This window comes from Mesorhizobium sp. M5C.F.Ca.IN.020.29.1.1 (genome assembly GCF_003997375.1).
In the GTDB taxonomy this organism is placed as follows: Bacteria; Pseudomonadota; Alphaproteobacteria; order Rhizobiales; family Rhizobiaceae; genus Mesorhizobium; species Mesorhizobium wenxiniae.
This window is the reverse complement of sequence record NZ_RZSW01000862.1, coordinates 1-1,818: the sequence shown is the minus strand read 5'-3', so window position 1 is coordinate 1,818 and position 1,818 is coordinate 1. Positions and strand designations below refer to the sequence as shown.

Genomic DNA, 1,818 nt, shown 5'->3' with positions numbered 1-1,818 from the left:
CCCTTCCATCCGCCTTCGGCGGCTGTCCGCCCTCCCCTCAAGGAGGAGGGGGACCCTCACGCCAGCGTGCGCTCGACGATGTCCCGCAAATCGGCCGATAGGTTCTCGGCATTAGAGATCGAAAGCAGCGCTTCCCTTGCCTTGGCCTGCCGGGCAGGTTCGAGCGAGCGCCATGATCTGAGTGCTGTCGCCAGCCGGGCGGCCAACTGCGGATTGCGCTTTTCGACCTGCAGGACCGTTTCGACGAAAAACCTGTAGCCTTCGCCGTCGGCGCGATGGAAGCCGGTCTGGTTGGCGCTGGAAAACGTGCCGACGAGCGAGCGCACCCGGTTCGGGTTGGCCATCGAGAAGGCCGGATGGCTGGTCAGGGCGCGCACCGCGTAAATGGTTTGCGGGCCGGGCACGCTGGCCTGGATCTGGAACCATTTGTCCATCACCAGCGGATCGGTCGTATATTTCGCTTCGAAGTCGGCCAGCGCCTTGACCGTCTCGGGCGAACCGCTGTGGCGGAGCGCAAGCACGGTCAGTGCGGCGGCGCGGTCCGTCATGTTGGTCGCGGACTGGAAATGCCGGGCCGCAAGCGCCGCACCTCCCGGCAGCAGCGACAGGTAGTCGAGCAGGATGTTGCGCAGCGCCCGGCGCCCGGCGCTCGTCGCATCCGGACTGAAAGCGTCCTTGTCGGCCAGTCGATGGTAGAGGTCGGAGAATATCTCGCGGTTGGCCTCGGCGATCGCGGCCGTCAGCGCCTCGCGGGCGGAGAAGATGGCATCGGGATCGATGTTCTTGCCGATGTCGCGGGCGATATCGGCTTCGCTCGGAAGCGCCACAGCCAGCGCCCGATAGGCCGGTTCGAGTGTCTCGTCGCCGGCTATTTTGCCGGCAAGCCCGGTCAACCGTGATGCGAAACCGGGCTGCTGGCCGTCAAGGACCTGGCGGAAGGCTGATATCAGCGCCTCGGTCAAAAGCGTGTTGAACGCCTGCCAGCGCGAGAAGGTATCGTTGTCCTGGCCGGCAAGGAAGAACTGATCGTCGGCCTTCTGCTCGACTGAAAGCGTCACCGGCGCCGAAAAGCCGCGATTGAGCGACATCGCCGGGCGCTCGCCAACGCCCGAGAAGCGCACCATGTGCCGGCGTCTGCGGATATGGATGACGCCGTCCTCGACGCTGGCGCCCTCGACGCCGCTATAGGCTATCGCTTTGCCGTCGGTGCCGACTAGGCTGAAGGCAAGCGGAATATGCATCAGCCGCTTGCGGCTTTCGGACGGCGTCGGCGGCACCGACTGCTCGATCTCGAGCGTGAACTCCTGCGCTGCCGCATTGTGCGTCGAACTGATCGTCAGATTGGGCGTGCCCGCCTGATGGTACCAGAGCGAAAATTGCGAGAGGTCGCGGCCGGACACATCTTCGAACACCTTGATGAAGTCCTCGATCGTCGCAGCCTCGCCGTCATGACGCTCGAAATAGAGATCCATGCCGGCCCGGAACGTCTCGCTGCCGAGAATGGTACGGATCATGCGCACCACTTCCGAGCCCTTTTCATAGACTGTCGCCGTGTAGAAATTGTTGATCTCGCGGTAGCGGCGCGGCCGCACAGGATGCGCCAGCGGTCCCTGGTCTTCGGGAAACTGATGTGCCCGCAATGTGCGCACTTCGGCAATGCGTTTCACCGCTCGCGAGCGCTGGTCGGCGGAGAATTCGTGATCGCGGAAGACCGTCAGCCCTTCCTTCAGGCAAAGCTGGAACCAGTCGCGGCAAGTGATTCTGTTGCCAGTCCAATTGTGGAAATACTCATGCGCGATGATCGCTTCGATATTGGCG

Annotated in this window: 1 protein-coding gene; it reads right to left on the bottom strand. The window is 63.5% G+C overall.

The window, feature by feature from the left end:
• Positions 1-56: 56 nt before the first annotated feature.
• Positions 57-1,818 (bottom strand): aminopeptidase N (gene pepN, locus EOA85_RS34385; protein WP_127212648.1); only part of this gene is annotated, 1,762 nt, incomplete at its 5' end.